The organism is Coprococcus intestinalis, from assembly GCF_023656595.1.
GTDB lineage: Bacteria > Bacillota > Clostridia > Lachnospirales > Lachnospiraceae > Coprococcus_A > Coprococcus_A intestinihominis.
On record NZ_JAMOKJ010000009.1, the window covers coordinates 32,339 to 58,071 of the forward strand.

22 protein-coding genes are annotated in these 25,733 nt (G+C 39.8%); 2 read left to right on the forward strand and 20 right to left on the reverse strand.

What is annotated here, in order from left to right; genetic code table 11:
* Window positions 1-270: 270 nt before the first annotated feature.
* From rfbB to NBH03_RS08130, 13 genes are all read right to left on the reverse strand, one after another.
* Entirely contained in the window at window positions 271-1,296 is a 1,026-nt protein-coding gene (gene rfbB, locus NBH03_RS08070) for a dTDP-glucose 4,6-dehydratase (RefSeq protein WP_250798953.1), read from the reverse strand.
* Window positions 1,297-1,569: 273 nt separating this feature from the next.
* Window positions 1,570-2,634 (reverse strand): acyltransferase, encoded by a 1,065-nt coding sequence (locus NBH03_RS08075; RefSeq protein ID WP_250798954.1) that lies wholly within the window; start codon window positions 2,632-2,634, stop codon window positions 1,570-1,572.
* 58 nt (window positions 2,635-2,692) lie between these two features.
* A complete protein-coding gene (locus tag NBH03_RS08080; RefSeq protein ID WP_250798957.1) occupies window positions 2,693-3,700 on the reverse strand; it encodes a glycosyltransferase family 2 protein in 1,008 nt (335 codons plus the stop codon).
* A gap of 46 nt (window positions 3,701-3,746) precedes the next feature.
* A complete protein-coding gene (locus NBH03_RS08085; RefSeq protein WP_250798959.1) occupies window positions 3,747-4,631 on the reverse strand; it encodes a beta-1,6-N-acetylglucosaminyltransferase in 885 nt (294 codons plus the stop codon).
* 48 nt (window positions 4,632-4,679) lie between these two features.
* On the reverse strand, window positions 4,680-5,192 hold the full coding sequence (locus tag NBH03_RS08090; RefSeq protein WP_250798961.1) for an InlB B-repeat-containing protein: 513 nt from the start codon (window positions 5,190-5,192) through the stop codon (window positions 4,680-4,682).
* A gap of 187 nt (window positions 5,193-5,379) precedes the next feature.
* On the reverse strand, window positions 5,380-6,777 hold the full coding sequence (locus tag NBH03_RS08095; protein WP_250798964.1) for an O-antigen polymerase: 1,398 nt from the start codon (window positions 6,775-6,777) through the stop codon (window positions 5,380-5,382).
* Between the two features lie 2 nt (window positions 6,778-6,779).
* Window positions 6,780-7,835 (reverse strand): glycosyltransferase, encoded by a 1,056-nt coding sequence (locus NBH03_RS08100; RefSeq protein ID WP_250798968.1) that lies wholly within the window; start codon window positions 7,833-7,835, stop codon window positions 6,780-6,782.
* A gap of 32 nt (window positions 7,836-7,867) precedes the next feature.
* Window positions 7,868-8,980 carry a UDP-galactopyranose mutase gene (gene glf, locus NBH03_RS08105; protein ID WP_250798976.1) on the reverse strand — a complete coding sequence of 371 codons (1,113 nt, stop codon included), beginning with the start codon at window positions 8,978-8,980 and terminating at the stop codon, window positions 7,868-7,870.
* A gap of 18 nt (window positions 8,981-8,998) precedes the next feature.
* A complete protein-coding gene (locus NBH03_RS08110; RefSeq protein WP_250798980.1) occupies window positions 8,999-10,453 on the reverse strand; it encodes a flippase in 1,455 nt (484 codons plus the stop codon).
* 24 nt (window positions 10,454-10,477) lie between these two features.
* Complete coding sequence (locus tag NBH03_RS08115) at window positions 10,478-11,587, reverse strand: glycosyltransferase family 1 protein (RefSeq protein WP_250798983.1); 1,110 nt, start codon at window positions 11,585-11,587, stop codon at window positions 10,478-10,480.
* Between the two features lie 124 nt (window positions 11,588-11,711).
* On the reverse strand, window positions 11,712-12,515 hold the full coding sequence (locus NBH03_RS08120; protein WP_250798987.1) for a DUF4422 domain-containing protein: 804 nt from the start codon (window positions 12,513-12,515) through the stop codon (window positions 11,712-11,714).
* A gap of 33 nt (window positions 12,516-12,548) precedes the next feature.
* Window positions 12,549-13,451 (reverse strand): sugar phosphate nucleotidyltransferase, encoded by a 903-nt coding sequence (locus tag NBH03_RS08125; RefSeq protein WP_250798989.1) that lies wholly within the window; start codon window positions 13,449-13,451, stop codon window positions 12,549-12,551.
* A gap of 99 nt (window positions 13,452-13,550) precedes the next feature.
* Entirely contained in the window at window positions 13,551-15,002 is a 1,452-nt protein-coding gene (locus tag NBH03_RS08130; RefSeq protein WP_250798993.1) for a sugar transferase, read from the reverse strand.
* 375 nt (window positions 15,003-15,377) lie between these two features.
* Here NBH03_RS08130 and NBH03_RS08135 point away from each other — a divergent pair, with 375 nt between their 5' ends.
* Window positions 15,378-16,490 carry an acyltransferase family protein gene (locus NBH03_RS08135; protein WP_250798998.1) on the forward strand — a complete coding sequence of 371 codons (1,113 nt, stop codon included), beginning with the start codon at window positions 15,378-15,380 and terminating at the stop codon, window positions 16,488-16,490.
* A gap of 117 nt (window positions 16,491-16,607) precedes the next feature.
* Here NBH03_RS08135 and thrH read toward each other — a convergent pair whose 3' ends face one another.
* The 6 genes from thrH to NBH03_RS08165 all read right to left on the reverse strand — a co-directional run bounded on the left by thrH (window position 16,608) and on the right by NBH03_RS08165 (window position 22,609).
* A complete protein-coding gene (gene thrH / locus NBH03_RS08140) occupies window positions 16,608-17,210 on the reverse strand; it encodes a bifunctional phosphoserine phosphatase/homoserine phosphotransferase ThrH (protein WP_117528998.1) in 603 nt (200 codons plus the stop codon).
* Between the two features lie 151 nt (window positions 17,211-17,361).
* Window positions 17,362-17,619, reverse strand: a complete 258-nt coding sequence (locus tag NBH03_RS08145) for a heavy-metal-associated domain-containing protein (RefSeq protein WP_117528988.1) — start codon at window positions 17,617-17,619, stop codon at window positions 17,362-17,364.
* A 189-nt stretch (window positions 17,620-17,808) separates the two neighbouring features.
* Window positions 17,809-18,243, reverse strand: coding sequence for a DUF1934 family protein (locus tag NBH03_RS08150; RefSeq protein WP_250799001.1), 435 nt, complete (start codon window positions 18,241-18,243; stop codon window positions 17,809-17,811).
* A gap of 129 nt (window positions 18,244-18,372) precedes the next feature.
* The gene (locus tag NBH03_RS08155) at window positions 18,373-19,809 is read right to left on the reverse strand and encodes an alanine/glycine:cation symporter family protein (protein WP_250799003.1); all 1,437 of its coding nucleotides are present in this window, start codon (window positions 19,807-19,809) and stop codon (window positions 18,373-18,375) included.
* A gap of 211 nt (window positions 19,810-20,020) precedes the next feature.
* A complete protein-coding gene (locus NBH03_RS08160; RefSeq protein ID WP_250799005.1) occupies window positions 20,021-21,385 on the reverse strand; it encodes an RNA-binding domain-containing protein in 1,365 nt (454 codons plus the stop codon).
* A 324-nt stretch (window positions 21,386-21,709) separates the two neighbouring features.
* On the reverse strand, window positions 21,710-22,609 hold the full coding sequence (locus NBH03_RS08165) for a DMT family transporter (RefSeq protein WP_250799007.1): 900 nt from the start codon (window positions 22,607-22,609) through the stop codon (window positions 21,710-21,712).
* A gap of 169 nt (window positions 22,610-22,778) precedes the next feature.
* Here NBH03_RS08165 and NBH03_RS08170 point away from each other — a divergent pair, with 169 nt between their 5' ends.
* Window positions 22,779-23,669 carry a LysR family transcriptional regulator gene (locus tag NBH03_RS08170; RefSeq protein ID WP_015512912.1) on the forward strand — a complete coding sequence of 297 codons (891 nt, stop codon included), beginning with the start codon at window positions 22,779-22,781 and terminating at the stop codon, window positions 23,667-23,669.
* Here NBH03_RS08170 and thrS read toward each other — a convergent pair.
* On the reverse strand, window positions 23,650-25,407 hold the full coding sequence (thrS, locus tag NBH03_RS08175; RefSeq protein ID WP_250799019.1) for a threonine--tRNA ligase: 1,758 nt from the start codon (window positions 25,405-25,407) through the stop codon (window positions 23,650-23,652). The two genes, NBH03_RS08170 and thrS, sit on opposite strands and share 20 nt — an antisense overlap.
* Window positions 25,408-25,733 lie beyond the last annotated feature (326 nt).

The following is a 25,733-nucleotide window of genomic DNA, read 5'->3' on the forward strand; positions in this document are numbered from 1 at the left end:
GTTTGACCGTGCAAGTGGTTCACTCGGAACGGAATATACATCCTACAAATCAAACCCTTATCCCATATATTTTTCTTACGAATGAAATTTTTGAAAGAATGTAAACAATCGACAGATCAGCAGTGATTTTAACAAATATATAAAAATCAATTTTTAGCAATACATAATTATTGTAGTCTTTACACCCTGCCGTTTATCAAAAAACTTTAAATAAGCGATGAATAGAATTCTCTTTTTACAATTCATCGCTTATTCTACACTTCAGCTAAACTACCTATTCCCATACATTTTCTCATAATAATTCTGATACTCCCCAGAAATAATCGTTTCCCACCATTCACGATTATCCAGATACCACTGAATCGTTTTCTTAATGCCATCAGCAAATTTTGTTTCCGGAAACCATCCAAGCTCATTATGAATTTTTGTAGGATCAATTGCATAGCGCATATCATGCCCTTTTCGGTCTGTAACATGAGTAATCAGACTCTCCGGTTTTCCAAGTTCTTTACAGATAATTTTTACAATATCAATGTTTCGCATTTCATTATGGCCACCAATATTATAAACTTCGCCAACACGACCATTATGTATAATTAAATCAATTGCTTTACAATGATCCTCTACATACAGCCAGTCTCGAACATTTAATCCTTCGCCATAAACTGGAAGCGGTTTATCAGCCAATACGTTGGCAATCATTAATGGAATTAATTTTTCCGGAAAATGGTATGGACCATAATTATTAGAGCAACGGCTAATTGTAACTGGCAAACCATATGTTCTATGATAAGCCAATGCCAATAAATCAGCCCCAGCTTTTGAAGATGAATATGGTGAACTTGTGTGAATTGGTGTTTCCTCTGTAAAGAACAGATCTGGTCTATCCAACGGAAGATCACCATATACCTCATCTGTTGAAACCTGATGATAACGCTCAATACCATATTTTCTACAGGCATCCATCATAACAGCTGTTCCTTTGATATTTGTATCAAGGAAAATCTCCGGATTCTCAATAGAGCGATCCACATGGGATTCAGCTGCAAAATTAACAACTATATTCGGATGTTCTTCTTCAAATAACTTATAAATAGCATCTCTGTCGCAGATATTAATCTTGCAGAACTTAAAATTAGGATTTTCCAAAGCTGCTTTCAATGTTGACAAATTCCCTGCATATGTAAGACAATCCACACACACAATCCTATATTCAGGATATTTACCTAACATATGATATACAAAATTTGATCCAATAAATCCGGCTCCACCGGTAACAATAATTGTTTTTTTCATTTCCGTCTCTCCCTCATGCTATATTACATTTAAAATACAATCTTATCCTGTGCCACCCGCAGCAAGTGTTCACCATATGACATCTGAACTGAAAGTATTTTGTTATGAACAATGATCTGACAATCCAAAGGATCTCACCTGTCTCAGAAATGAATTATACGACAATCAAGACACACTTGATGTATTAAAAAGGCAATCCCTTCATTTCCTCATTTATCAGCTTTTCCCGACACAACTCGCACCATCGCCATTTTACACCCACGCAGCACACAGCTAATTGCCAGACAAATACTCACTACTATAAAAATAATGCATATCATATAAAGGATTTCTTTTCCTACCCCCCCCTATATGAAATTCAAGCAATGCTTCTGATAAACGACTTCTAACCTCATACATATCCAAAAATGAATTAACTACAGGATGCAGCAGATAGATTGAAAATGTATATGATGCAAGCCAGCAAATAACCCGATTCACAACCGTTGCTTTTCTGCTGTGAATCGCTGCAAATGAAAATACAATCACGCAGATAGCACACAGCAGACCTATAGAGGAAAACCAGTATAAAATATACGTTGCCGTATCCTGTATTCTATGATATCTTCCCAACTGTATAGCCATTCTAAGTACGTTTAAGCCCAGAAATGCGCCGACAGATATGAAAATATATCTACGCTTTCTCAGTCTGTCTCTATATTTATAAAGCAAATATCCCCAGACGCTTTCTATTGCCGCAGGAAAAGCACCGGCAAATGCATGATGCTCAAATCTTCCCATTTGATTATTGGACAAGTCATTCCATACCAACAGGAGAAATGTTAACACAAGAAATAACTTTTCTCTTTTTGTATCTTCCTCCAGGTATTTAATAAATGCTGCAATAACCGGTGAGCACAGCATTAATAAAATATAAACATACAAATACCAGAAATGCCCCAGTCTGTCTACTGGATTTGTCCATATAAGTAAACTATTCAATATCCACTTATAGTCATCCTTACTATGCAATATAAAATGCCATCCGTTACCGTTCAGATAATTATTCAAAACAAAAAACATTGCCGCACTCAACAATAGCATCGGTATGACAATACTTTTTATTGTTCGCTTTAGCGTTTGCTTATAACTGTAGTTCTTGTACATAAAAAATCCGGATATAATCCAGAATACTGCAACACCATCTGCAAAAATACAGGCTATATATGTTCCGCTTTTACTCTGAATAGCCACACCAAAATTATTAATCCAACAATGGACGCCCACGACTAAAAGACAGCCAAAAATACGCGCCAACTCTACTGCTGGATCCTTTTTCATATTTATTTCTTTATTCATAACTTTTTCCTATGCTTTCTTCCGGTAAATTCATGCTGAATGTCTATACTTGCCTATGCTAGGATCTCTTCTGCCAACCTCTGAATGCATAAACTAACCCCAACAGCCCATATAAGTGTCCCTTTAGCAGAAAGGCCGTTACTCTCGAGACCATGCCTCCGGATTTTAACGATACCCCTCGAATAGCTTTTCTGAAAACAGTTTTTCTGGCTGTTTGTTTGATTATTCCTACTTTATTGGAAAAAGATCCTGAATGATCTGTACTAAAAACACTATTTACCATGGCAATATGAAAATGGGCCAATATATACTGCTGACCAGCCTGCTGAACAGCCGCTGATTCACCAGCCAGTCGCTTTTCCATAATCCTCATTGCCTGTACATATCCATCAAGCTTCTTCTCATCAAATGTGTGCATAACAGATGCAGCATTAATCTGATAGTCATAAAGAATATCCGAATAAAACGCAATCATCTGACAGCAAGCAGTATACTGGAACGTAAAATCACTGTCCTCCGAAAATCTTAACTTCGGTTCAAACTGAATACCCACATCAACAATTCGTTGTCTGCGGAATAGCTTTGACCACACCTGCATATAGCGAGTCGGTGCTTCCAAAAGCCGTATTCTTGCCTGTTCAACATTTTTACCATTGAAAACTTCCGTTTTCTCGCAGACCAGTCGGGTTTCTTCCCCATTCATATGTCCAAAAAGGCATAAGTCCGCTTCACTGTTCTGCATAATGTCTATGATGCGCTTTCCGCATCCCAGATGCAATTCATCATCTGCATCCACAAACATCAACCATTTTCCAGAAGCATTAGCAATGCCTGCATTTCTCGCATTTGAAACACCTTTTTCTGAATGATAAAGTTTTACACATGTCATCTGAGCTGCCAGTTTTTCAACAACCTGAGTTGTCTGATCTGTTGCACCATTCTCTACAACGATTATTTCATAAGGGATTGACGTCTGAAATTCCCGGTATATGCTTTGAACAGTTCCTGTAATTGATGTTTCTGCGTTGTATGCCGGTATAATAACCGAAAGAAGTAATTCGTCCATTGTTTATTAAAATCTCCTGTTTCGACTTTTCCATCATATGTAAAACTTATTTACAAATAGTATTTCCGTAATAATCATTCAACTTTTTTCTTAGCAACTGTGAATGTTCTAAATCAACTTTCCGCAAAAAATGATAATTTCCATGACAAATTTCATCAAAATCCGATTCATCCAAAATAGCCGGATAGCTGCCGTACCGATGCTCCCATTTCATAAATCTGTGATGATCATTTACAATTCTTTTTTTATACTCAGAATTGCACAAAATCGTCTGTACCCAGAATTCATCCGGGCAAAAGCCTGTCATAAACAGCTTCTGAACATTTTCATGTGTATCAAAATACTGCAGTAAATATTCCACTGCATCTCGCGGAAGATCCATCCAATTTGCACCTTCAAATAATTCTAGGTCAATTCCCAGTTTCTTTATTTTATCTACATGCAACACAGTCTGCACTGCAATATTCAACCTGTGATACACCTTTCCAAATGTCGTCCTTCTATTAATTTTATCATAATTAAAATAATACTTTTGCCACCAGATCAACGGCTCACCCGACTTCTTGGCGCCCTCCACCGGACTTGCCGTCATGTAAATGTTGGTATTATTCTCATAAAAATCATAGATTTTCTCAACATTCTCCGCCGGATAACACTGTCCTGAAATCACATGAATATATGTGATTTCAGGATTTTTCATTGCCTCTTGCATCAAAATACGTGCTGCTTCAGCAATCCCCCATCCGCCCCAATTGACATTGACCACTTGATAGACATGCGCTCCCATCTGCTGCAAATTTGCTTTTTCTTCCGATGATACATTCATTTTCGTATCAAAATGAATGTATATCTCAAATTTCTTTCTTAATATTTCCGTAAGTTCTATAATTTGTTCCATGTCCCGATGGGCTATAATTAAAATTGCTTGCATAAATTCCTCTTCTTTACTAATTTTGCTGTAAAATTATAAGCTATTTCTTTACAACAGACCACTGCTGCGCTGCTGTTCCATTTTTGCATACAATACATATTCTTTTGCAGTATCTACAGGTATTACAGTAATAGGCGTCTGATAATCACTGTCCAAATACCATCCCTCTAATGTATATCCCTGCTTTGTTGGCACTTTAAGAATTATATCATTATCGCCTGTTATGTATTCAGATGGATTATCCGCATTATTTATACCACCATTCTCACATTCAATATAACTGCCTATCATATTTCCACTTGTCGCACCTATTTGCTGAAACATTTCATTTTCTACATCATTGGCTGATGTTTCTATTTCATTATCCCTCTCACTCTGCACAGTACTTTCTATTGAAGTCTCTGCTACTTCTGACTGTGTTTCCATTGATTCATTTTCATCTAAATCCAATGATTCACTTTCTGATTCATTAAACACTTCACTTGTAACACTTTGACTTTCATAAATCATATCCGAAGCCTGAACTAAACTCACTGGCAATAAAATCAATACTATCCCCATTAACAATGCTACTGTTTTTTTTCAATCTCACTCTTTCCTCCATTAATGTCACCAAAATATATTATGTTTGAGTAAAAAAAGCCACGGTTACCCATGGCTTTAGTATATCATAGATTTATAAACAATTCAGCATAACAAATACGCTTTTCAGTCATTTTACTGTCACTGTTTAAACAATATTGTTTTGTTATTTTCTTACTATCTTCTTTTCCTTTATCTTATCAGCAAAACATTTTAAAATCCGCTCAGGAACATGGTATTCTATAATCACTTTATCTAATATAAAAGCCACTGGGACAAATTTGATAAACGGCGCATCAAATACAGTTTCATAATAACGATTAGAAAAAGCCGACATAATTAAATCGTTAAACAGATAGGCATAAATAAACAATCTAAAATCAATTGGGTGAGGACTGATTTTCATTCTTATTCTCTTATAAGTCAAAGAATAATAAAGAGACATAATCCCCGTCATCAATATTACACCACTAACACCTAAATCATAAATGATTTTATAGAACATGGTATATACATTGCCTATTTCTATACCATTTCTACTGAACGTAAAAAAGTCAATCTCCGCAATAGGGAATAAATTTGTACCAAATATTTTGTCAATATAAACATAAAGGCCTCTGAAAATATGTGCTGCAAAAATCGGAACATCCGACACACCATGAAAAAAAGTAATATTGTTACTTCTCAAAAAAGTATCAAGATTCACCACTGGTGCTCCAAAATAAGTAAATATATAACCGAATAGATCAAACCCTTTTTCTCCACGTCCCATGGCAAACAGCAATACAATCATCAAAACACATAACCCCGCAGCTGATGTTGCCATAATACCAATCAATTTTCCATTCAATCGCCACTGTTTTCCTTGACGCATATAGAAAACATACAGCAGGCAAAAGGCAAACGTGATAATACGAAGAATTGGTGAACGACTTCCATTGATAACAATTCGTACAATCCACAAGCCTATAGAAATCAAATATAAAGGCTTAATTTTTTTATTCACTGTAAAGTTATAAACACCAATATACAAAAGCAGATATTCTGCAGCTCCACAAAGCGGATTCGTCAAACGATAGACCATAGGAATCGGTACTGCCAATTGTGTATAGGTATCTTGCCAAAATTTTGTCATTGTATCATATAATTCTATTTTTGCTCCAAGACCAGCATAAGTTTCTCCCGAAACAGCACTATAAGCATCTGCCAGATTTCCGAGGTACTTAATAAAAAAAATAATCGAGAGCAGCTGTGCAATAATCAGCAGCACAACATAAACATCATGAAATTCAATAGACTTCGGATTTCTGACCACCACCGTCTCTCCTACAGACCTTTCAATTGACCCTGAAATCAAGGTAAATACGGCGATTCCTGCAGAAATTACAAAAACTGTCATCGGAATAAAAACAATATCATAGGCATTTTTTTCAATAACACAGCCGAATGTATACAAAAAGAAAACCGCACTGAAAATAACCGCCGGTGCCATCCAGTCTTTTTTATTCAATTTAAAATTCAATATGACAAAGCCAAATGTTATCACGCATAATAGATAAAGCATTCTTATCTCCTTACAATTTCAATAGCCTTTTGAATGGCTGTTCTTCCATAATAGCCATTGACCAGTCGTTCTCTGACAGGGCGAATATTGCGAATAAATTCATTGTATTTTTCCTCAGTCAAATTTTCCATGATTTCAGGAAGTTCATCAAGAGAATCAACTGTCAGTCCCAGACCATTCTTCTCTACAAATCTGGCCTCTGCTGCACCGTTCCAAATAACAACAGGAATACCAGAAGATAAACAAAGGGATAACTTATGTGGGTTATTATAACGAAGATACTGTCCTGCTTCTCCCAGACATCCCTCAATACTACTACCATCCCAGATAAGCCCGAACCCTCTGTCAAGTCTTAATGGTATCTCATCGGGTTGCAAATTGCCGCCGTACTGAATATTACCATAAGAAGCCAGCTTCTCATCAAAGTTAGGCCCAAACAAACGCACTTTCATCGGATTCAACTGATACAGCTGTCCGATATACCCACATTTTACTGTATCAAGATTACCTGCTACTGTAATTTCTCTCTCAAAAACAGGTTCACTGTCTTTATGATTTTTCTGAAGGTAATCAAAAATATCCAGTTTTACAATTCGATCTGGGTCAACACCCTGCTCATAAAAATACGCTGCCATGCAATCATTATGAACAATCAGCACATCCATCAATTCCAGCATCATCTGAAATTCACGTGCATAATAGTCATTGTAACGAAACCCTCTTAATTTTTCAACATCATGTACCAAACTTATATATTTTACATGTCGCTGCTCTTTGAGCTTTCTCAGTGTTTTTTCTCTTGTCAGCTGCGGATAATGAAAAGGATGCTGCAAAAGAACAACAGCTTCATTCTCAATGCACTTGCATGCCTGATGCCAGTCTTTCAGGTAACCAATTTGTCTCTGAATTTTAGCCGCCTTTGATAGTGCCGTTGAACGCATTTGAATCTTAACAGATGTAAATCCTATTTGTTCAGCAATTTCAGCAATATCCGCCGTCGCTTTCGTTCCTGCATGATTACCGTTACCTGCAATTTCTACTATCTGATATAATTTCACAAGTTCTCTCCTTTTATGATGCCAAAAAGCTATTAAAATTCCATCTCACATCGTTCAAGCACTGCTGCAATCACCTGATCCATATCATAGTACTTATATTCACCCAGACGACCACCGAAAATGACTTTTTTCTCTTTATCTGCAAGCCTCTTATACTCTGCATACAGTGCGCCATTCTTTTCATCGTTAACAGGATAGTAAGGTTCATCACCTGGTTTCCACTCACTGCTGTATTCACGGCTGATCATTGTCTTTGGCAGATCATTGCCATTTTCATCCTTGCCGAATTCAAACCATTTATGTTCGATAATACGTGTCCAAGGTGTCTCACGATCTGTATAGTTCACTGCTGCATTTCCCTGGAAATTCGGTTTGTCAAGCAGTTCATTTTCAAAACGGACAGAGCGATACTCAAGTGTACCCAACTTATAATCAAAGTAAGCATCGATAGGGCCGGTATAGACAACTTTATCTGCTAATGCATCCAGACTTTCCTTCTGTTCAAGATAATCTATATTCAGACGCACCTCAATACCCTCTAACAGACGCTCAATCATCTTTGTATAACCCCCCACAGGAATTCCCTGATAGAGCGCATTAAAATAATTGTTGTCGAATGTCAAGCGCACAGGAAGTCGCTTAATAATAAATGAAGGAAGTTCCTTGCAGTCGCGTCCCCACTGTTTTTCTGTGTAACCCTTAATTAATTTCTCATAAATATCACGCCCCACCAGAGAAATAGCCTGTTCTTCCAGATTCTGTGGTTCTCCTGTAATCTCTTTACGCTGTTCTTCAATTTTCGCTGCTGCCTCTTCCGGTGTCACAACGCCCCACATCTTATTAAATGTATACATGTTAAACGGCAGAGAATATAATTCTCCTTTATAATTTGCTACCGGACTGTTGGTAAAACGGTTGAATTCTGCAAACTGTGTAATATAATTCCATACTTTCTTATCATTCGTGTGGAAGATATGTGCGCCATACTTATGGACATTAATGCCTTCAATATTCTCTGTGTAGATATTACCTGCAACATTTGGACGCTTATCCACAACTAAAACAGATTTACCATATGCTTTTGCCTCATGTGCAAAAATAGCACCATATAAACCCGAACCAACTACTAAATAATCGTACTTCATTTTCAATTTCCTCTCTTTTTACTTGATATGTGACTTAATCATCTGAATAACCTTATTCACATTTTCTGTTACAATTTCTTCTTTTAAAATATATAAAATCAGCGCATAGACACCAAAGAATAGCATCGCAGAGATCACTAATTTAATAAAAATCCCCGATATCAAAAGCTTAACTGCACAACCTGCAATAAAAGCCGCTATCAAAGCTATCAACAACTTCAAATAGCTTTGTCCATTATATAAGAACGCCACATCTTTTCGTAAATAAATCAGCTGCACAATCAGAACTACAAATTCTGCAACCAATGTGCCGATTGCAGCACCTGAAGCACCTAAAATCGGAATGGCTATCGCATTTAATATCAAATCAACAATTGCTCCGACAAATGTCGAAATCATCACCGCGTCTTCTCTTCCCATCGGAACCAGCATCTGAATGCCCATGATATTGGTTAAACCAATAAAAAGTAGCGTTGGCATGACAATCATCATCGGAAGAATAGCGCCTTCAAAAGCTTCCCCTGACAGGAACAGAACCCCTTCTCTGGCAAACAACATAAAGTAAATCATCATTGATGTTGCTGCTAAAAAGACAAATTTGATTGCTTTTTTTGACAATTTGTAAAACTCATCCTCCATACCATTCTGCAAATAATAAGATGCTCTCGGCATTAATACAGTTCCCAAGGATGTTACAATACTTACCAAAATATTCTTTATCTTTGTTGCCGCATTATAATATCCAACTTCAACGTCGTCCTTCATAAAACCAAGCATAACATTATCCAGATTTGTATAGATTGTCGTCGCACATGAGATGATAAAGAATGTAAATACTGGTTTAAAATGCTGCTTAAAGTTGAGCTGAGATACTTTCTTCTTACCTATGATTTTCCTCAAACGGATAAAATTAAACGCATTCGAAGCAGACGCCGCAAATATTGAAATACCTCCATAAATAACATAGTCGTCTACATCATGCACAAGCACAAACATAGCAATCAATGCAATGAATTTGAATATAATTGAACGCACCGTAATATACGTATACTGTTCCAATGCTTTATAAAGCCACTCTACACCAATTGTATTAAAGAAAATCAGTGTTCCTGTAATCAAAAATAATGTCCGATCTGCTCGTAATCTCGGCACATAGATCAGAGCTACAAAGAAAACAATATAAGCCAAAATACTCATGACTACATTAATGAGGAATAATTCATATACTGTCTTCTTCAGTTTTTCCTCATCATTCCTCACGATTGCACAGGCTCTGATACCATATGTAGGAATACCAAGCTGTGAAATCATCACAAAATAAGTCACCACAGAATTGGCAAAGGATACTTTTCCCGTTCCAATTGGCAATAGTATTCTTGATACGTATGGAAAAGTAATCAACGGAAACAAAAAGCTTGACATCGTCAATATGGCATTCATGATAAAATTTAGTTTTAAAGATTTCTGCTGCATATCAACCACCTAACTTTTTCACTCTTACTCCTCTAAATAAGCAATCAGCTTATCTGCTTCTGTATGGATATCAAATCCCGCATCTGAAACCATTTGTCTCCATTTTGTCCGATCCTCAACAGTTTTTGAATTCATGTATATTCTTTTTGCCCACTCCTCCGCATTATTTGCCAGAGGAATGAATTCGACATGGCCCGTAATGTCAGAATCTGCCGTTATCACATCTTTTGACGCATAACATTTTAATCCGGCCGTCTGTGCCTCAATTAATACAAGCGGAAGTCCCTCAAATCGGGATGGTAGCACAAAAGTATCCATCGCTTGAAAAAGCTGATTGACATCAGAACGAACGCCCATAAACCGTACGTTCTCCTCTATTCCAAGGTCAGAAACTTTCTTTTTAATATTTTCTTCGCCTTCACCTTGTCCAATCAACATCAGAACTGCCTGATCATCCAGTTTCAAATAGGCATTAAAAATATCTATCAAAAACTCATGGTTTTTTTGATACTGAAATCTTCCTACATGACCAATAACATAATGATTATCCAAGTCATATTCCTTTCGGATCTCATCTCTTATTTCTTCGTTGTATGCATATTGATCTGTCTGTATTGCATTATTAATAATATGATGCTTCTTCGACGCAATGATTTTGTCACTGTAAAAATACTTCGAAGCCGCCATTGAACAGCTCCAGAAGTCCGTTGCATATATGCCAATACGTGCCTTATTCAGGTAATGAAAAATGCCTCTTAACAGCGTTGTCTCATTGCCTGAATTATGGGCATGAATAATACGCTTCTTAATGCCATACCTCTTCGCATAGACCAAATAATCAATATTTGTCAATGTACAGGTGTTGTACCAGAACACATCATATTCTCCGGCATGTTTTTCAAAGAAACTATCCATTGCCTTTTTATATGCCTTATAGTCTTTGCTTCTCTGAGGTATGGTATAAATCTTTGAGCCATTTTTCATAACTTCATCCGCATAGACCATTTGCTCCCAGTTGCACAGGAAATCAAATTGAACTTTATCGAGATCGATATTCCGATAATAATTCATGACACAGCTTTCCATGCCGCCGGGGTTGTCTGTCATTCCAAATACCAGAACCCTTTTGCTCATTCACTATTCCTCTCATCTTCATCCATATATAGCCTGTCAAGGCTGTTTTAACGTCAAAAGGTGGCATGACGTTTATTTTGCCACCTAAAGACCTGCCTATGGTTACAATCCCAGCCCGTTTGCCTTAGAAACTGCCGCCATATTTTTTATGCAGAAATTTTGCTTTCAGAAAAGCCGGAATTCGTTTGATCAAATTGCTCTTCTCAATATTGACAAACGGAATACTCTGATAGTCATAATGTTTCTGCTCAATCCACACATTCAGCAGAAGTTCACTGACTCTGCCAAAAAGCCGCTGCTGGAATGGGTTATACTGCTTATAATCCACCTGATGCTCCAGTTCTTCCAGAATCGGGAACAACCAGCTGCAGTATTCATCGCACTTTTCCCGTGACATAACAAACATGTTGAACATATGTCCTGATGTCTTCTTCATCACATGATCATAAGCGTCCAGATACTCCGGTGTTCGCTTCTCTATAATCTTTCTTGTGAGGATCAAATGCTCTTCATAATGGGTATGTGCATAGTGAGAATACAGATTCTCTATATAGTAATGCCTTTGGGCCGGAAGGATAATATCCGTCTCATTCAGAATATTTCTAATCTCCTTCTCTGTCAGAACCGCATAAAAAGGATTCTTCTTCCAGAACATTAGCTTACGTATACCATTAGCCAGATGTCTGCGATAATGAACCAGCCCGATATAATCAGCCTTCAAATTCTTCCATGCCCAATACAGTCCTGTCAACTCACAGTAATAAGGGTTTTTCTCTGAGATATTGTCTCCCGTGTCATCGCCCAGATACCCCAGATCTTCCTTTCCTTTTTTGCCCACATGCAGTGGCAGATAGCAGCTGTCTTCCGGCATATGATATTTCTTGTGTGCTGCAACGATTATCTTGATATCTTTTTTGTTCTTTGCCATATACCTTTCACCGGTCGTCCTTTCGGGTGTATTTTAAAGGTCTGAATACAGATCTTCCCTGTAAAGGCCATCCTTCAGCATCTCAGAAAAGCTCTCTTTCACTGCTGCCACATCTTCTTTGTAGGTCATACCATACCATGTATCATTGGATTTCAATACCTTTACAGACATCTTGCCCTGATCAAGCAGCTGTCCGATGAAAATAGGAATCAGATATTCCGCCTTCATAGGATTTTCAGGCACCTCTTCTTTAAAGAACACTTTGAAGCCTTCTTCCAGCGTCTCAAGGAACGCCGGTGTCAATCCCCACATATTCATAGAAACCAGTGATTCTGTATCAATCTTGATACCATCAGCCTCTGCACCGTCACTGGTCTTAATAATATTCTTTGTCTCAACAACTTCTGTCAAATTGTTCTGAGCATCCATCTTGCAGATACCGCGGGTGACACCGCCGTTATCAGACAGCGTATTCTTCAGCACAAAACCGGCCATACAGGATTTGCCGCCATTGACCAGGTATTCATGTACTGCTTTGAAACCTTCTTTGCCATAGTAATCATCTGCATTAATAACAATAAACGGACTGTCGATGACTTTTTTTGCTGCAAGAACTGCCTGACCGGTTCCCCATGGCTTTGTACGGCCTTCCGGCAGTTCACCCGGAATATCATTGATATCCTGGAACACATATTCAACATTCACATGATTTTTCTGACAGACCTTCTCAATTCTGTCACCAATGACCTCTTTAAATTCTTTCTCAATATCTTTGCGAATAATAAATACTACATGATTAAAGCCAGCCTCTATGGCATCATGAACAGAATAATCCATAATAATATGATCCCTGTTGTCAACCGGCTCCAACTGTTTAATACCACCGCCGAATCTTGAACCAATACCGGCTGCCATAATAAGTAATGTTGTTTTCATATAGCTTTTCTCCTTTTCTCATAGTTCTTAAACAATCATCATCTTCTAATATTGCTTAATGTTCACCTGATTTTTCATTATTCCTTATTTAAATCAATTTTACATTGATCCATCTTTTTTTAATACAACCGCTACTGTCTTGAGCAAAATTTTGATATCCATTTCCACATTCCAGTTGTCTATATATTCCGTATCCAGACGTACCACTTCTTCAAAATCCGTGATATCACTTCGTCCGCTGACCTGCCACAGGCCAGTAATTCCCGGTTTAATGGCTAATCGTGCGAAATGATGCGGTTCATACAATTCTGTCTCTGATACTAACGGCGGTCTTGTCCCCACAATCGACATATCGCCTTTTAACACGTTGAAAAACTGCGGAAACTCATCCAAGCTGGTTCGTCGTATGAAATCACCAATGCCGGTCTTCTTCGTGCCATCCGGAAGAATCCTGTTGCCGATCACACGGGGATCGAAATCCATCTTGAACATCTTGCCGTCCTCGAGCTTGTTGTCCTTCATCAGCTCCGCCTTCCGTGCTTCTGCATCCATATACATACTTCGGAATTTGTACATCTTGAATGTTTTGCCGTTCTTGCCCACACGTTCCTGAGCAAAGAAAACAGGCCCCGGTGAACTGATATATATGGCCGGTGCCACAAAAATAAAAATAATTGCTGTCAATAGGCATCCCACAAGGCCTCCAAGGATATCGATCACACGCTTGACCAATAACTGACGTGCAGACGCATAATTCATCGTTGTCGTCAGTACTGTGTATGGGCCAATATGCTCCACGAATTGCTTTCTACCCGACATATTCAATGTCTTGGCCAGATTCAAATGCACCGTTACACCTGTTTCCGTCAGCTGATCAATCAACTTCTTCGGATAAGGCTGACTATCTGAAAGCACGATCAATACTTCATCCACCCAGTTCTGACAGACATAATCCACCGTTGTCAATGCATCTGCCACTACATCCACACCATTGATTGTCTGACCAACTGCCTCTGTATCGATCACTGCCATACCGGCCATCCTGTATCTGGCATAGTTGTTCTTCATCATCTTGTCAACAACCTGTCCGGCAACATCTCCTGTCGTCACAATAAATAACGACTCCTTACTGCCGTTCTCCATCTGCTTGCGTATTTCATGCTTGCGCAGTTCTCTGACCGCATATGTAATGAACACGTACATTATAAATGTAATGGTCAATGAAAGTCTTGAATACAGCTGTCCATCCTTGGAAAGGAAAAGATATGAAACAGATAATCCTAAAACAATGGCTGCATGCTGTACAGTTATTACAAAATTGCGGTAATAGCCTTTCTTCAATACATCTGAAAATGTGCCAATGAAAAAGGCAACAGCCACATCCGCCACTTCCAGATATAATGCCATTTTACGATATAATATGTGACTGTATGGATTCACCCATCTGCCTAATACAACAAACGATAATAAAAATGCTATCTGAAGGCAGATCATATCCAGTAGCAGAAAATCACAGTGTTTCAGCCATCCACCTGATTCTCTCTTATACATACCTATTCTCCCTTGTCTTGTCGGTTCTTCCCCAATAGTTCTTTTTTATATATCTGACGCGAAAGAACACAATATTTTCTTTTCAATAAAAAGAATATTCATATCCATTATAACGGGCATAAATTTTTTGTCAACTACTTACAAGTCACTTTTTGTAGCTTTATGCATAATATTTACTAAAAAAATATTTTGTTTATTTATACTAGACATTTACATGCGCAAATGCATACAAAGCATCGATAAATATTAATTCATTTTGTGTCACTTTAAAATAGGTAGTTATCCGAATTGACAATCATACATGACACTTGATATACTGTATTCGTTCTGAAAATCGAACTTTTGAATACTTGAAGAGAAATATGGAGAAAAACTATGACTGAAAAGAAAAACATTAACTATGATTTTAAATTTATATATGCAATCGGTATGATTTTAGTCGTTGCCGGACATTGCAGTAATGGCGGAGTTTCTATTTTTTATGATTGGTTTACTCCATATGCATTTCATCTTCCTCTTTTTATATTTGCATCTGGATACTTTTATAAAAAAAGCGATATCAATAATTGCACAAAGTCAATTTGGCACAAAATCAAAAAGCTTATAATTCCATTTTATTTATGGAATTTTGTCTATGCCATTATTATTCAGATTTTACATCATCTGGGATTTCAGTTTGGCGATACCATCTCATTTCATTCGCTGATAATTGCCCCTCTAATAAACGGTCACCAATATGCTTTAAATTGTCCTAGTTGGTTTGTCGCTCCACTATTTTATATATATTTACTTAATCTCATTATACGTAAATTGCTTAAGCGCGCAAACGACTGGATATTCTTTATTCTTTTTCTTGTTTTTGGTATGTGTGGAATAAAATTAGCCATGCTTGGATATACCCATGGATGGTGGCTTGCACTTACTAGATCTTTAGCCATGCTTCCTTTTTATGGTCTTGGCATATTATATCGCTCAAAACTGGAGGAAAAAGATACACTCAGTCATTTTACTTACTTTACTATCGTATTATTTCTTCAGCTTCTTTTAATTACAAAATGCGGAGGCACAAAGGGCTACGCATTTGTATGGTTTGAGGATGTTGACAGTCTCTATCTGCCTTATATTGCCGGCACTCTGGGCATTGCATTCTGGCTTCGTATCGCCAAAATTCTTAGCCCTGTTACTAAAAACAGCGTACATATAAATTGGATAGCCGATCACTCATTCACTATCATGATCAATCATTTAAGCGGTTTCTTTCTCCTTAATTGCTGTTATGCCTGCATCAATTATTATTCTCACGGGCACAAACTTGCTTATTTTGACTGGTCACAGTTCCGAACGAACGTTTATTATCAAATTGTCCCAAAAGGACTTAGTCAATATCTGATTTTATATCTCATTTCCGGCTTTATTATATCTTTTGTTCTTCAATGTCTAGTTGATATAATTAAACGAAAATGTCATTTTGGAGTCAGAAAGTCATAATAATACATAATTTAAAAAAGCTTAAATGCTATGCTCACCTTTCAGTAGATAAGTAACATTTAAGCTTTTTGCTTTTACACGTCTTTTATTTAAGAAATATATGTTCTTTTTCTCTTTCTACACCATCGCCTTTTTTATGGCATCCAACAGTTCATCATAAGTCTCATAAGCCGGAATATCCGGATAATCGGCCTTGATCTTGTCTGTGCTTCTGAACAGGAAGCCCGCCTTGCTGGCCTGGATCATGCCCAGATCGTTATAGGAATCACCGCTGGCAATGGTCTCAAATCCGATGGACTGTAGCGCCTTGACTGTGCTGAGCTTGGACTGCTCTGTACGCATCTTGAAGCCTGTGATCTCGCCGTTGTCTGCTACTTCCAGTGTGTTGCAGAATAATGTCGGCCAACCCAGCTTCTCCATCAGCGGTGTGGCAAACTGTGTGAAAGTATCACTGATCAGAATCACCTGTGTGAAAGTTCTGAGTTCATCCAAGAATGCCTTCGCCCCCGGCAGCGGATCAATCTTCGCAATAGTCTCCTGGATTTCTTTCAATCCGAGGCCATGCTCCTTCAGGATTCCCAGACGCCAGTTCATAAGTTTATTGTAATCCGGTTCATCACGGGTTGTCTTCTTCAGTTCAGGGATACCGCTGGCTTCTGCAAATGCAATCCAGATCTCCGGTACCAGTACGCCTTCAACATCCAAACAGGTAATATACATAACAGATAACTCCTTCCATTCTGATGGTCCATTTTCCACTCTCTGATCCATAGCTGATACATTTCTCAGATTCCTCTATGGAATAGTACCACTTTACTACATTAAAATTATCTTATCACACTTTTCCCGGGGATACAAGATATATGCAGGACTATTTTCGTCCGAAATGAAACAGGCTCTTCTTTTCATAGGGTTCACTTGTATAATCTACCATTTCATAACCAATATCTTTAATCTGCTTCTTTGCCCAGGGAATATCCAACTCTGCATCACTGATGATCACTGTCTCTCCATCCTTGGCAGAAGATGTCACTTTCTTCACCTTGAAATTCTTGCGGATCAGATCATTCATATGTGCCTCACACATACCGCACATCATACCATCAATTTTCAATACTGTTTTTACCATAATTATGCATTTCCTTTCGTCATTCACTCAAGGCTCACCGCTTCTGTCTAATTCCATATTTATCGCGGAAGTCATGCTGTTTTTCTCGCAGATATATCATCCTGCTGACATACTGTTTCTATATGTCAATATATACCCCCAGGGGGTGCATGTCAATTCATAATAACGAAAGCTTGATGTGTTTTTTTATCAATAATACTCTACGGTAATCTCCTGCTCCCCGACAATCGGTGTATGACCACCGCCGTCATCCAGCGTATATTGCACCCGGATATTCAATCCTACCTCGTTCTCTTCCATAGAATATGTCTCTGTATGCAGCAGAAACTTTGCCCCCACCATGTAGGCTTTATAATCTACCATTGTTGCTGTCAATGGATCAAAGAGCATATCACAGGTAATCGCGCCCACACGATGCAGCAGCATTTTCTCATGATCTGCAAAAATACCGTTCTTGGTAATAGCATTGCCCGTATAATCTGTATAGGCCAACATATGCTGCCTGCCGTCCCATTTGTATTCTCCGGTTGTCTCCCACAGGTTCTCAACACCTTCCACAACACTCCGAATGCGAATATAAACGTTTCGAACTTCTGAACTTGATTTCATAGTTGTTTCTTCCATATATATATAATCCTGTTCCATTCATCTGTCTCACTTTCATTTGTTCTCTATGCCTGATTTTCTTCTCTATGCTTAATATAGCTTTTCTAAGCTGGATGCATCACGGCAATCTGTTCCAGGTATAACCATTTACTTACGTTTCCAGGCCCCTGTTTCATCCTCGATTCCGAACTTTGCCGGATCAAAGACCGGATTCTTGCCTTCCTTCTTCTGCTGTTCGTAATCCTCCAGCATGGCCGATGCCTTCGACGCCAACAGAGCAATGGCAATGATATTGGCCCAGGCCATGAGTCCATAACCAATATCGCCCATGGACCAGATAGCATCTGCATTCACAATGGCTCCGAAAAATGAGGCTGCAAGGAAAACGGCACGGCAAATATTGACAGCCAATTTGCTGTTGTGAGTGAGATAACGGATATTCGCTTCTGCCTGATAACAATACCCCGTCATAGATGTAAAGACAAACAGCACAATGATGATCGCCAGCGCCTTGCCGCTCCATGTACCGAATGTATTCATCAGCGCATACTGTGTCCATTTGATACCGGCTTCAATGCCGCCTGTCTGGTCAAGAAGCAGATTGCCTGCGCCGTCACAGACATCAAATGTACCTGTCAGCAAGATAATCAGGGCGGTTGCTGTTCCGATAAATAAGGTATCCACATAAATAGAAAACGACTGGATCAGTCCCTGTTTCGCCGGATGAGAACATTCTGCTGCCGCGGAGACGATGGCACCGCATCCCATACCTGCTTCATTGGAATAAATACCTCGCTTAACGCCCCAGGAAACAGCAGAACCAAGAATCCCGCCAAAAACTGCATGTTTGCCGAAGGCTGATGAAACCACCATTCCAAGAATTCCCGGAAGCTTTGTGATATTGAGTCCAAGAATAACAACCGCTGCGACAATATATATACCGCACATCACCGGTGCCAGCATCTCGGCGATCTTGGCGATACGCTTGATACTGCCGTATACAACAATACCGAGGATCACACAGCAAATGGCGCCCACCAGAATCTTATTCACTGAAAATGCTTCCTCAAAAACCGTCACCAGTGAATTAATCTGAACCCCGGGCATCAGAAATCCCGGGCCAAGGAATGCCACCACCGCAAACAAAATAGCGTACGGCTTGCATTTAAGTCCCTTCTCGATATAGTAGGCCGGTCCGCCCATATACTCACCATCCGGATTCTTTACCTTATAGGCCTGCCCCAGTGCCGATTCCGTGTAAGCAGAAGCCGCACCGATCAATGTGATGATCCACATCCAAAAAACGGATCCCGGGCCACCGAAATAAATGGCCGATGCCACACCGGCAATATTGCCCATGCCCACACGAGCACCCACTGTTGTTGCAAAAGCCTGAAACGGTGTAATACCGTTCTCACTCTCCTCTTTGGCTCCAAGTAAATGCACCATTTCCTTCAAAAAACGAATCTGAGGGAATTTCATGCGAATGGATAAATAAAGACCGACACCCAGACAGAGCAGCACAAGAACCATGCTCCAGATCATGGAGTCTACATGACCGACAAATTGTGAAAATGCTTCCATAAAAACGTTAAAACCTCTTTCCAACCGGCACATTGACAAAACAAAATCCTGATAGACAAACCTATCAGGATTCTGACAAATAAGCCCGGTTAATTAAGCAATAATGGTATTATGATACGCTAAATTTCTGCAAAAATCAACCATCACAGGCAAAAAATGTTTATTTTTTAGTACATTAACGTAAAAAACTTTCTGAAATTATTCTCAAGTGCTATTTTATCTCCGTGTAATAAGTGTTCCTTGCCTTACCGTTACGCTTAAGCATATGGCGCTCAACCATCCGTTTAAGCAATCTTGTCGCCGTGGAAGCACTCACTTCAAGCAATTCTGCTGCTTGTTGCTTAGTCAATCTATCATGCTTCCTGATATAATCCATAATAATTTCTTCCTCATCGGATAAACCTTTTATTTTTGCAGCATTATAACTATATTGCATTGACTGATCTTCGACTCTGTATACAGGCGGTTTCGTCTGAGCATACTGCTTCTGTACATTTACATTTGGCAATATAATCTTAAATGTATTCTTCGTTGTCTCAATCACAGGTTTCTGCAGCATATCTCTATAGGCCATCATCATTTTACTGATGCCGGTGCCGTAAGTCTCAATCAACTGTAAGCGATAAAAAACATTGGCCAAATCCTGATTCCTGCATATAGAAATTCCTGCCATCACATCCTCCAGCTCTATCCCCGGTACAAGTCCGCCAATGGATACAAATTCTATCCTATCTTCATAGATACTGATCAAAGCACTGGCACTAAAAGAATAATCCCGATGCACCAGCAAATTCAGCAGTGCCTCCCTGACAGCAATCTCCGGGTAATCTCTCGTATCAATTCTTAGCAATCCTTCTATGGCAACATGTGTCTGGTTTCTGAAATCAATAAACGCATACACATCATTCATCTGCTGCATAAGAGAACCTGCAAATTCCTTCCGGTCTCTAAAAACGGTCTGATCTGTTCCCTGAAAAACAGCCACCTTAATCGTATGTGTGCACTGATCTGATAAAAGCATCGCCAGATTACTATACAAACCATCCGAATCAATTATCTTCAATGTCCGCATTTGCTGAACGCCAAAATCAACATTCCGCTGTTCAAACGCTTTCTTCACAGCATTAAAAGTCAGCTCCTGATTCAAACTGCGCATAGCCTCAAAGCGGTCTCCATCTGTTTCTTTAATCATATGCCGAATTGCTGTATCTGTAGCAGGAACTGCCGAATATCCCTGCCGTACATACACGCCCTCCGGTCTCATTCCCTTTTTAACTATATAATAAGGGCGATCTGTTCCTCTCTGAATGTCAATTGCAACAATCTTTTTCCCACTCTCCTCAATTGTCCCATAATGCATGAACATCGTAATATCCGGCTTAATCGCATCCCGAGCCATATTACTAATCTGCAATGCCGTACGATCAGGATCATCCACCCCCACAACTGTACCATCGTCTCGAACACCAATATATAACTTTCCCCCATCGCAGTTTGCAAAGGCAATGATTTCTTTACTGATATCGTCAACAACAACTTCTTTGAGTTCTACTGTTTCGCTTTCTTGAAATACCATCTTGTCATCCCCTCCATCACTTTCTGCTTATATTATAGCAAATCGAGCCAATCGAGTCAATTCATATTTGATTCGATTGATTCAATTTGCTTACATTTATGATTCGATAAATTCATGTGTTCAGCTGTATCTTATATTTTATGCATCAATTCCGGCAAAGACCACACTGCCTATCGTCTGTATCTTGAGAGTTCCTATACCAATGTGGCGGTATTTAAAATAAGCGCTGAACGATAAAAAGCACTGAATCCACGACCAAAGATTTCAATGCTTTTATCATGGTTTCAGTGCTTTTATCTCTATTCATTAATACTATATTTACTTTTAGGACTGATGTGCCACAACGCGTACCGGCTGTCTCTTTTCCCTGACAACAGAAGCTGCAACCACGCCGGCCATTACCAGCATTGCGCCCATATAACCCTTCCCGGACAAAGTCTCATGCAGGAAAATGTATGAGAATACCGCTGAAAAAACCGGTTCCAGTGCAAACAAAAGGCCTGTATGTTCCGGTGTTGTATACTTCTGTGCCATTGGCTGCATCACGAATCCAAAGGCGCTGCATACAAATGCCAGGCCCAAAATTGCAATCCACTGGAAACCGCTTGACGGCAATGTCGGTGTTTCAAACATAAATGTACAAATGACACCATACAGCGCTGCAAATCCAAGCTGCCAGATGCCAAGGAGCATTCCGTCCTCTTCCTGTGCAAACTTATCCGTCAACAGAATCTGCACCGCATACACAGCTGCACCTGCAAGACAGAGAATATCACCGCTGTGGAACACCAGTGACTGCTGCAGGGTCAGCAGACAAATGCCTGTCATCGTCAGCAGAATACTCAAAACATTCTGGTGATCCGGCATTTTCTTCTTAATCACCGCATGAAAAATCGGCACCAGCACAACGGTTGTACTTGTCAGAAAACCGCCATTGGAAGCGGATGTTGTCTGAAGGCCATGCATCAGAAACGCAAACAGCCCAAAAAGGAACAAGCCAAGAACTGCACCTTTCATCATCACACGCTTCGTTGTCTTCTTAAACTTTTTAAAAAACAAAAGTGAAACCGCAATAAACGCGATACCAAATCTTAATGCAATAATACAAAACGGCGGGATACCATCCAAACCAATCTTCATCAACAGATAGGAACTGCCCCATGCCATCGCAACCAGCGCCAGCATACTGTCCGCCCTCTGCTGCGTCCATCCATACTCTCTCATAACCTTATCCTACTCCTCTATCCTTATTTCAAGGTGTTTTTTAATTTGGCATTACAAAACACCGCCTTGCTTTTTTTTTTTCCATGGAGTATTATACAACTATCTGAGCATTTGAAAAGAGAATAATATTAATGCTTATCATTCACAAAAGTTATGGAGTGTGCCTGCAATGATTTTAAACCGCTATGAAATTTTTCTGAAAACCGCCGAAATCGGCAATATTACAAAGACTGCTGAGATTCTTCACTATACCCAGGCCGGCATCAGCCATGCCATTGCCGCCTTGGAGAAAGAGACCGGATTTTCCCTTCTGGCAAGAAGTGCTTCCGGCGTCACCCTCACTGAGAACGGCAAACGCCTGCTGCCTTACATACAAACTCTGGTCAACGACCAGCATGGTCTTTCTCAGGCCATTTACGATATCAACGAAACGGTAGCCGGCACCCTGCGAATCGCCACCTTCACCAGTGTTTCCACCCAGTGGCTTCCGACCATCATCCGCAAGTTTCAGGCAGATTATCCCCTTGTGGAATTTGATCTGCTAGCGGGTGACTACGATGAAATCACAGAGCGTATTTTAAGCGGCCGCGTGGACTGCGGCTTTCTGACGGCTCCTGTTGCTGACCCGCTGGTCTTTCACCTGCTGTATAAGGATCCCATGAATGTCCTTCTTCCTGAAAGGCACCCCCTGACCCGGCAGAATGTTCTGACACTCCCGGAAATCAAAAAAGAGCCCTTGGTTTTGCCAACCAAAGGCTCTGATAATGATATTCAGGCAGTATTAAATTCAACCCGCGGCAAAACTAATGTCCGCTATGTCCTGAATGATGATTTGTCAGTTATCTCCATGGTATCTCACGGATTCGGCATCACCATCATGCCGGAACTGATTCTGCGAAACCTCAATTACAGTTTGGAAATCCGTCCTATTGACCCGCCGCAGTACCGTGCCATCGGCATTGCTTCCATGCCGTTAAACCGTGTTTCTGTACTAACAAAGACTTTCATTCAGTATCTGACTGATCCATCCAAAATCGACTTTAATGAACTTTGTTCTTGATCTCATCAACAATCTTCTCAACAAATTCATCAAGGCCCACAACTGTTGTATCTTTCTCGCCGTGAAGTCTGTAGGAAACCGTTCTGTTATCCTTCTCGTTGAAACCGATAACAAGAAGATATGGTACCTTCTGGATCTGTCCCTCACGCATACGATAGCCCAGTTTCTCTGCTCTGTCATCCAGATCAACACGAACATTCTGCGCTTCGAGCAGTTCACAGATTTCATTGGCATAAGCATTCAAGTCGTCATCATCTGTCTTAACAGGCATAACTTTGACCTGGATCGGTGCCAGCCATGTAGGCAGATTACCCTTTGTCTCCTCAAGGATATACGCCATGAATCTGTCAAGAGAACCGAGGATCGCTCTATGCAGAACAACCGGTGTCTTCATCTCGCCATCTTTGTCAACATATGTCAGCTGGAATTTCGCCGGCAGACAGAAGTCGAGCTGACATGTGGACAATGTGATCTCATTACCTACAGCAGGCTTCACATTGACATCCAGCTTAGGGCCATAGAAAGCTGCTTCACCGATCTCTTCTGTGTATTCAAGACCGAGTTCGTTCATAACTTCACGCAGTGCGTTCTCTGCCTTGTTCCACATCTCATCATCATCATGATACTTCGCTTTGTCTTCAGGATCTCTCAGAGATAAAACGCATCTGTAATCTGTGATGCCGAAATCTTCGTATGTGCTGAAGATCAGGTCTACAACTCTTGAAATCTCATCCTTAATCTGCTCAGGTGTTACAAACAGATGGGCATCATTCTGACAGAAATGTCTGCCTCTTTCGATACCTTTCAGTGTACCGCTGGCTTCATATCTGAAATCATGAGCGATCTCACCGATTCTGATCGGCAGATCTCTGTAAGAATGTCTCTTATTCGCATAAATCATCATATGATGCGGGCAGTTCATTGGTCTGAGTACGAAAGCTTCATCATCTACTTCCATGGCAGGGAACATGTTCTCTTTGTAATGATCCCAGTGACCGGATGTCTTATAAAGGTTCACAGTACCGACACAAGGTGTCATAACATGCTGATAACCCAGCTTGCGTTCCTTCTCCTTGATGTAGTTCTCAAGTTCCTGCCAGATAGTATAACCTTTTGGAAGGAACATCGGAAGACCACGGCCAACAAGATCGTCTACCATGAACAGTTCCATGTCCTTGCCGATCTTACGATGGTCTCTTTCCTTTGCTTCCTCAAGGAGCTGTATATGTGCTTCCAATTCTTCAGCTGTAGGGAAACATACGCCGTAGATTCTCTGAAGCACCTTGTTCTTGCTGTCACCCTTCCAGTATGCACCGGAGTGTCTTAACAACTTGAAGTGGCGGCATAACTTCACATTGTCTACGTGAGGTCCACGGCAGAGGTCTGTGAAATCGCCCTGTGTGTAACATGAAATATTGCCATCTTCCAGACCATTGATCAGGTCAATCTTGTATTCATCATCCTTGAACATCTCAAGGGCTTCTTCCTTGGAAATCTCATGGCGAACAATTTTCTTGCCGCTCTTGGCAACTTTCTTCATCTCTTTCTCGATGGCAGCGATATCTTCATCTCTGATAACATCGTCACCCAAATCCACATCATAGTAGAAACCTTCTGCAACAACAGGTCCAACCCAGAACTTAGCCTGAGGATAGAGATGTTTGATTGCCTGAGCCATCAGATGTGCACAGGAATGGTTCAGCATTTTCAACTGTTCATCTTCTTTAAAATTAACCATTGTACTTATCTCCTTCTATCTTCTGTATCCGAAAATACCGATTCCCGTCAGGAAAACGCAATTCTTTGGATACACCATTTTTAACATTGCAACTGTTATTGTACCACGCCGAATGATTTTTAACAATATCTTAGCGAACTATTATTTTTTTAAGTGCGATAATCCTCCCCATCTCAGCGGAGGTGCGGTGTGAAATAGAAATATGTCTGGCAGACAGCTCATCTTAATCCCCAAAAAGAGAAAAAGCCAGATAAGCAGCAGGCATCTCAGCCTGCCATCTTATCCAGCTATTGTTTCTATTGAACAAATTGCCCTCCGATGAATTA